Here is a 6,919-nt window from a genome sequence, read left to right on the forward strand (position 1 = left end):
GCACACGATGAACGACCGTATGACGACGCCGTGGGGCGAACCGGCGCTGACTCGATTCCCCGAGGACCCGCGCGACCGGCTGCGTGCCTGGGACGCCTCCGACGAGTACCTCCTGCGGCACCTCGCGGAGCAGGACGTCCCGCTGTCCGGCACGGTCGTGGTCCTCGGCGACCGCTGGGGTGCGCTGGTCACCGCGCTCGCCGGGCACCGGCCCGTGCAGATCACCGACTCGTTCCTCGCACAGGAGGCGACCCGGGCGAACCTGGACCGGGCCGGCGTCGAGACCGGTGCCGTACGCCTGCTGACCACGCAGGACCCACCGCCCGAGCGGGTCGACGTGCTCCTGGTCCGGGTGCCGAAGAGCCTGGCGCTGCTGGAGGACCAGCTGCTGCGGCTGGCGCCCGCGGTGCACGAGGGCACGGTCGTCGTGGGCACCGGGATGGTCAAGGAGATCCACACCTCCACGCTCGGGCTCTTCGAGCGGATTCTGGGGCCGACCCGCACCTCGCTCGCCGAACGGAAGGCGCGGCTGATCTTCTGCACGCCTCGGCCCTGCCTCGACCGGCCCGCCAACCCGTGGCCGTACACGTACGCGCTCCCCGACGGCATCGGCGCGGTCTCGGGCCGTACGGTCGTCAACCACGCGGGCGTCTTCTGCGCCGACCGGCTCGACATCGGCACCCGCTTCTTCCTTCAGCACCTGCCGGCCGGGCGCACCGGCCTGCGGGTGGTGGACCTGGGCTGCGGTAACGGCGTGGTCGGTACGGCGGTGGCGCTGGCCGACCCGGCGGCCGAGGTGCTGTTCGTGGACGAGTCGTTCCAGGGCGTGGCCTCGGCGGAGGCGACGTACAAGGCGAACGGGGTGCCGGGGCACGCGGAGTTCCGGGTCGGCGACGGGCTTGCGGGGGTGCCGGCCGGGAGTGTCGACCTGGTGCTCAACAATCCCCCGTTCCACTCGCACCAGGCGACGACCGACGCGACGGCGTGGCGGATGTTCACCGGGGCACGGCGGGTGCTGCGCCCCGGCGGTGAGCTGTGGGTGATCGGCAACCGGCATCTCGGCTACCACGTGAAGCTGCGCAAGGTGTTCGGCAACAGTCAACTGGTCGCCGGCGACCCCAAGTTCGTGGTGCTGAAGGCCGTCAAGCGCTAGAGGTCGGCAGGCGGGCGGGCGAGTGTCCTGATGATCCCGGTCACCGCCTCGGCCATCGCCTGCCGTCCCACGCTCAGGTACTTCCGCGAGTCGACCGTATCGGGGTGCTCGGCCAGGAACTGCCGGATCGCGCCCGTCATGGCCATGTTGAGGGCGGTGCCTACGTTCACCTTGGCGATGCCGCCCGCGACCGCCGCGGAGAGTTCGCCGTCCGGCACGCCGGAGGAGCCGTGCAGGACGAGCGGTACCTCCAGGGCGGCGGCGAGCCGTTTGAGGAGGTCGTGGTCGAGGGTGGCGGTGCGGGTGGTCATGGCGTGCGTGGTGCCGATGGCGACCGCGAGGGCGTCCACGCCGGAGTCGGCGACGAAGGCGCGGGCCTCGGCGGGGTCGGTGCGGGCACCGGGCGCGTGCGCGTCCAGCGCGGGCTCGCCCGCCTTGCCGCCGACCTGCCCCAACTCGGCCTCGATCCACAGGGCTTGGGAGTGCGCCCACTCGGCTGCGGCCCGGGTCGCGGCGAGGTTCCGCTCGTAGGGCAGGCGGGCCGCGTCGTACATCACGGAGCTGAATCCGGCGTCCGCGGCCTCGCGCAGCAGGTCGTCGCTCTGGACGTGGTCGAGGTGCAACGCGACGGGGACGGCGGCGCGTTCGGCGGCGGCGACGGCCGCGCGGGCTAGCGGCAGCAGCCGTCCGTAGCGGAACTTGACCGCGTTCTCGCTGACTTGGAGGACGACGGCGGCCTGCGCGGACTCGGCGCCGGCCACCACCGCCTCGACGTGCTCCAGGGTGATGATGTTGAACGCGGCGACGGCGGAGCGCTCGGCTGCTGCGCGGGTGACGAGTTCGCCGGTGGTGACGAGGGGCACGGCTTCTCCTTCGAAGAGGCGCGTCAGAGCACGCAGGGGCGAGTCAGGGCGCGAGGATGACCGAGCGGGTGAGGTGGCGGGGCTGGTCGGGGTCGAGGCCGCGGGCCGCGGCGACGGCGACGGCGAGGCGGTGGACGCGGACCAGTTCGGCGAGCGGGTCGAGCTCGCCCACGATCCACAGTCCGCCGGTGGCGCGCACCTGCTCGGCCAGGCCCCCGGGGGCGGCGCCGAGCATCCAGGTCGCCGTGCCCCTGGTGGTGATGCTGATCGGGCCGTGCCGGTACTCCATCGCCGGGTATGACTCCGTCCAGGCGAGTGAGGCCTCGCGCATCTTCAGGCCGGCCTCGTTGGCCAGGCCCACCGTCCAGCCCCGGCCCAGGAAGGTGAACTGCGTGCAGGCGACGAGCCCTTCGGGCAGCGGGGCCGCGAGGGCGGTGCGGCCGTCGTCGACCACGGCGTCGGTGTGCAGCCCGAGGTGGGCGCGGAGCAGGGTGAGGGCGGTGGTGGCGAACCGAGTCTGCACGACGGAGCGTTCGTCCGCGAAGTCGAGCACGACGAGGTCGTCGGCCGCCTGCATGACGGGCGTGTGCGGGTCGGCGGTGATCGCGACCGTGCGGGTGCGCCCCTTCAACCGGCCGAGCAGGCCGAGGACCTCGGTGGTGGTGCCGGAGCGGGTGAGGGCCACGACGCGGTCGTACGGACGGCCGTACGGGAACTCGGAGGCGGCGAAGGCGTCCGTCTCGCCCTGTCCCGCGCTCTCGCGCAGCACGGCGGCCGCCTGCGCCATGAAGTACGAGGTGCCGCATCCGACGATCGCGACCCGCTCGCCCGGCGCGGGGAGCGCCTCGCGGTGCCGTTCCGCCTCCTCCGCGGCCCGTATCCAGCACTCGGGCTGACTGGTCAGCTCGTCCTCGACATGGGTCATGCCGGGCCCTCCCCTGATGTGGTTCCGCTCGACGCGGCCGTTTGCTTGTTTCTGCAAGATACAGGGCTGTTTCGAGCATAATCAAGCATTCGAGCGAGGACCGTGTGCGCTAGGGTCGCCGGGAGATCGAGGAACGGGAGGGTGGGCATGTCGCGGGACGCCCGCTGGAAGGCGCTGCTGGAACTGCTCGTCGAGCGCGGCAGGCTGGACGTCGAGGAGGCCGCCGCCGAGCTGGAGGTCTCGTCCGCGACCATCCGACGCGACTTCGACCAGCTCGCCGAGCAGCAGATGCTCGTCCGCACCCGGGGCGGCGCGGTCGTGCACGGGGTGTCGTACGAGCTGCCGCTGCGCTACAAGACCGCCCGGCACCCCTCCGAGAAGCAGCGGATCGCCAAGGCCGTGGCCGACCTCGTCGCGCCCGGCGAGGCGGTGGGGCTGACCGGCGGCACGACCACCACCGAGGTGGCCCGCGCCCTGGCCGTGCGCAGCGATCTCGCCTCCGGCTCGCCGGCCCTCACCGTCGTCACCAACGCGCTCAACATCGCCAACGAGCTCGCCGTGCGGCCCCAGTTCAAGATCGTGGTGACCGGTGGGGTGGCGCGTCCGCAGTCCTACGAGCTCATCGGGCCGCTCGCGGACGGCGTGCTCGGCCAGATCACCGTCGACGTGGCCGTGCTCGGCGTGGTCGCCTTCGACGCCACGCACGGCGCCGCCGCGCACGACGAGGCGGAGGCCGCGATCAACCGGCTGCTGTGCCAGCGCGCCGAGCGCGTGATCGTCGCCGCGGACTCCAGCAAGCTGGGACAGCGGGCGTTCGCACGGATCTGCGGGACCGACGCGGTGAACACCCTCGTGACGGACACGGCGGCGAGCGCGGACGACGTGCGTCGCTTCGAAGAGGCGGGCCTGACCGTCATCACGGTCTGACCCGCACGCCCGCCCCTACGACCCGGCACGGGCCGCCCCTGCCGCCGCGCCCCCGACGCACACGCCTCCAGACCCGGCACGGGCCGCGCCCCGCTCCCGCGATGTCCGCGCTCCCCGGCCCGAATCCGCCTCGCGGCGAGCGCGCGGGCGTGCGTCGCTTCGAGGAGGGCGACCTCACCGTCTGGCGCCTACGCCTCCACGACCCACCGCGAGCCGCTCCCACTCCCACGATGCCCGCGCTCCCCGCGCCGAATCCGCCTAGGCTGAGGGCGGGATGTGTGGTGCGGCAGGGAGGCTGCTATGGGCGCACGAGTGATCGACCAGGACGTCCCCGGGGCCGGCCCGCGCTATCTGCCGATCGCGGAGCACGGGCTGATCGGCGATCTGCGCAGCGTGGCCCTCGTGGGCACGGACGGCACGATCGACTGGTACTGCTGCCCGGCCTTCGACGCGCCGAGCATCTTCGCGGCGATCCTGGACGCGGAGCGCGGCGGCTCCTTCGAGCTGGCGGCGTCCGTCCCGGCCCGGACCAAGCAGTTCTACTTCCCCGACACGAACGTGCTGATCACCCGGTTCTTCACCGAGGACGGCGTCGGCGAGGTGCAGGACTTCATGCCGGTCGGCGGCGCGGACGTGGAGGCGGAGCGGCACCGGCTGATCCGGCGGGTGGTGTGCGTGCGCGGCTCCATCCCCTTCCGCACCCGGGTCGCGCCGCGGTTCGACTACGGCACCCGGCCGCACACCGTGCGCATGGCCGGCGAGGCGGCCGTCTTCGAGGCCGACGGGCCGGCCCTCGCGCTGACCGCGACCGTGCCCCTGGAGGCCCAGGGGCCGGACGTTCGGGCCGACTTCAAGCTCTCCGAGGGCGAGACAGCGGTGTTCGCGCTGGACCAGGTCGGCGGCGACGTGCAGCCGCGCCGGTGCGCGAAGATGGAGGCCGAGGAGCAGTTCGGCACCACGGTGGCGTACTGGCGGCGCTGGCTCTCCGCCTCCAAGTACCGTGGCCGCTGGCGGGAGATGGTGCACCGCTCCGCCCTCACCCTGAAGCTGCTCACCTACGCGCCCACCGGCGCGATCGTGGCCGCGCCGACCACCAGCCTGCCCGAGCAGCTGGGCGGGGAACGCAACTGGGACTACCGGTACGTGTGGGTGCGCGACGCCGCCTTCTGCGTGTACGCCCTGCTGCGCCTCGGGTTCTCCGACGAGGCCGAGGCGTTCATGAAGTTCGTGACCCGCCACATCAGCCCGGGCGACGGCCGGCCCTCCGGCCCCCTGCAGATCATGTACGGCATCGACGGCCGCACCGACCTCACGGAGACCGAACTCGGCCATCTGGATGGGCATCAGGGCTCCGCACCGGTCCGCGTCGGCAACGCCGCCGCCGACCAGCTCCAGCTCGACATCTACGGCGCGCTCATCGACTCGATCTACCTCTACGACAAGTGGGCCAAGCCCGTCTCCAGCGCCCAGTGGGACGACGTGTCCGCACTGGTGGAGTGGGTGTGCGCCAACTGGGACCAGCCCGACGAGGGCATCTGGGAGACGCGCGGCGGGCGCAAGAACTTCCTGTACTCACGGCTGATGTGCTGGGTGGCGATCGAGCGCGCCATCCGCATGGCCAACAGGCGCGGCCTGCCCGCCGACCTGCCCCGCTGGCTCGAGTGCCGCGACACGATCTACCGGCGGATCATGAAGAAGGGCTGGTCCGAGACGCGGCAGGCGTTCGTCCAGCACGAGGACGGCGACGTACTGGACGCGGCCGTGCTGATGATGCCGCTGACGAAGTTCATCGCGCCCACCGACCCCAAGTGGCTGTCCACCCTCGACGCCCTCACCCACGACCTGGTGTCCGACTCCCTCGTCTACCGCTACGACCCGCTCAGCAGCCCCGACGGGCTGCGCGGCGACGAAGGCACCTTCTCCATCTGCTCGTTCTGGTACGTCGAGGCCATGGTTCATGCCGGGCGCATCGACGAGGCGCGGCTCGCCTTCGAGAAGATGCTCACCTACGCCAACCATCTCGGCCTGTACGCCGAGGAGATCAGCCACACCGGTGAGCAACAGGGCAACTTCCCACAGGCGTTCACCCATCTGGCACTCATCAGCGCGGCCTTCAATCTGGACAAGGCCCTGGGCTGAGGGGGGTGTTGCCGGGTACACCCGGCATCCGGTGTTCAGGCCCAGCGACGACGGTGCCCTGAACAGGAAGGATTCCTGATGTCGGCGAGCGGCCGGCACGAAATCCACCTCACCGGACTCGGGGGACCAACCATGAACGAGATCTTCGCCCGGCGCCTGACGGGCGCCGCAGGCATCGCCACCGCGGCCGCGTTCATCGTCGAAGTGCCGCTGTACTTCGTCTACTCGGGCCCACCGACGGACGCGAACGTGCTCGCCCGGCTGCTGATCGGCATCGTCGCCCTCGCCTTCCTGGTGGTGTTCGTGACGGCCTTCCGCGAACTGGTCAAGCACACCAACCCCGCCTACGAATGGGCCGGTTCGATCGCCTTCGCCACCGGGCTCGTCTACACCACGATCACCCTCGTCTCCTCCGGTCTGGAGGCGGGCGCGGTCATCGCCACCGACCACCGGATCGACCCGACCATCACGGTCAACGGCACCTACATTCTCTACGGTTCGATCTCCCGTCTGATGCTGGCGTTCTTCCTCACGGCTGTGGGCGTCGCCGTCACTCGCACCGACCTGCTGGCGCGCTGGGTCGGACGGTCGGCCTACGCGCTCGCGGTCATCAACCTCGTGTTCGTGCCGTCCCTGTTCTTCGGCAACACCCCCGCGCACTTCTACGCGGCGAACGGCTGGGGCACCACGGCCCTGATGGGCGCGATCCTGAGCTACTGGCTGCTGGCCGTGGGCATCTCGACGTACCGCAGCGCGAGCCGCCGCCGCGAGCTGGTCCGAGCGTAGCCGGATGCGGATCACCGAGTGGGGGGGGGGGGGGGGGGGGGCGCCCCCCCCCCCCCCCCCCCCCCCCCCCCCCCCCCGCCCCCGCCCCCCCCCCCCCCCCCCCCCCCCCCCCCACCCCCCCGCCCG

The 6,919-nt window shown here is 72.1% G+C and carries 6 protein-coding genes; 4 read left to right on the plus strand and 2 right to left on the minus strand.

The window, feature by feature from the left end; translation table 11 throughout:
* Positions 1-19: 19 nt before the first annotated feature.
* Positions 20-1,153, plus strand: coding sequence for a methyltransferase (locus tag ACGFYN_RS12360; RefSeq protein ID WP_393865820.1), 1,134 nt, complete (start codon positions 20-22; stop codon positions 1,151-1,153).
* Here ACGFYN_RS12360 and ACGFYN_RS12365 read toward each other — a convergent pair.
* Positions 1,150-2,016 (minus strand): ketose-bisphosphate aldolase, encoded by an 867-nt coding sequence (locus tag ACGFYN_RS12365; protein ID WP_393865729.1) that lies wholly within the window; start codon positions 2,014-2,016, stop codon positions 1,150-1,152. The two genes, ACGFYN_RS12360 and ACGFYN_RS12365, sit on opposite strands and share 4 nt — an antisense overlap.
* A 43-nt stretch (positions 2,017-2,059) precedes the next feature.
* Positions 2,060-2,941 (minus strand): SIS domain-containing protein, encoded by an 882-nt coding sequence (locus ACGFYN_RS12370; RefSeq protein WP_393865730.1) that lies wholly within the window; start codon positions 2,939-2,941, stop codon positions 2,060-2,062.
* 147 nt (positions 2,942-3,088) lie between these two features.
* Between ACGFYN_RS12370 and ACGFYN_RS12375 the strand changes: the two genes are divergently transcribed.
* The 3 genes from ACGFYN_RS12375 (at position 3,089) to ACGFYN_RS12385 (ending at position 6,793) form a co-directional block, all read left to right on the plus strand.
* Positions 3,089-3,868 carry a DeoR/GlpR family DNA-binding transcription regulator gene (locus ACGFYN_RS12375; protein WP_393865731.1) on the plus strand — a complete coding sequence of 260 codons (780 nt, stop codon included), beginning with the start codon at positions 3,089-3,091 and terminating at the stop codon, positions 3,866-3,868.
* 300 nt (positions 3,869-4,168) lie between these two features.
* On the plus strand, positions 4,169-6,007 hold the full coding sequence (locus tag ACGFYN_RS12380; RefSeq protein WP_393865732.1) for a glycoside hydrolase family 15 protein: 1,839 nt from the start codon (positions 4,169-4,171) through the stop codon (positions 6,005-6,007).
* Positions 6,008-6,139: 132 nt separating this feature from the next.
* Positions 6,140-6,793: a hypothetical protein gene (locus ACGFYN_RS12385; protein WP_393865733.1), complete on the plus strand. Its 654-nt coding sequence runs from the start codon at positions 6,140-6,142 to the stop codon at positions 6,791-6,793.
* Positions 6,794-6,919: the final 126 nt, after the last annotated feature.

The sequence above is a fragment of the Streptomyces sp. NPDC048419 genome (assembly GCF_043200415.1).
GTDB lineage: Bacteria > Actinomycetota > Actinomycetes > Streptomycetales > Streptomycetaceae > Streptomyces.

What these genes read in the sequence shown, in the direction of transcription:
- ACGFYN_RS12360 (WP_393865820.1), top strand. Translation starts at nt 20, where the DNA reads ATGACGACGCCGTGGGGCGAACCGGCGCTGACTCGATTCCCCGAGGAC.
- ACGFYN_RS12375 (WP_393865731.1), top strand. Translation starts at nt 3,089, where the DNA reads ATGTCGCGGGACGCCCGCTGGAAGGCGCTGCTGGAACTGCTCGTCGAG.
- ACGFYN_RS12380 (WP_393865732.1), top strand. Translation starts at nt 4,169, where the DNA reads ATGGGCGCACGAGTGATCGACCAGGACGTCCCCGGGGCCGGCCCGCGC.
- ACGFYN_RS12370 (WP_393865730.1), bottom strand. Translation starts at nt 2,941, where the DNA reads ATGACCCATGTCGAGGACGAGCTGACCAGTCAGCCCGAGTGCTGGATA.
- ACGFYN_RS12385 (WP_393865733.1), top strand. Translation starts at nt 6,140, where the DNA reads ATGAACGAGATCTTCGCCCGGCGCCTGACGGGCGCCGCAGGCATCGCC.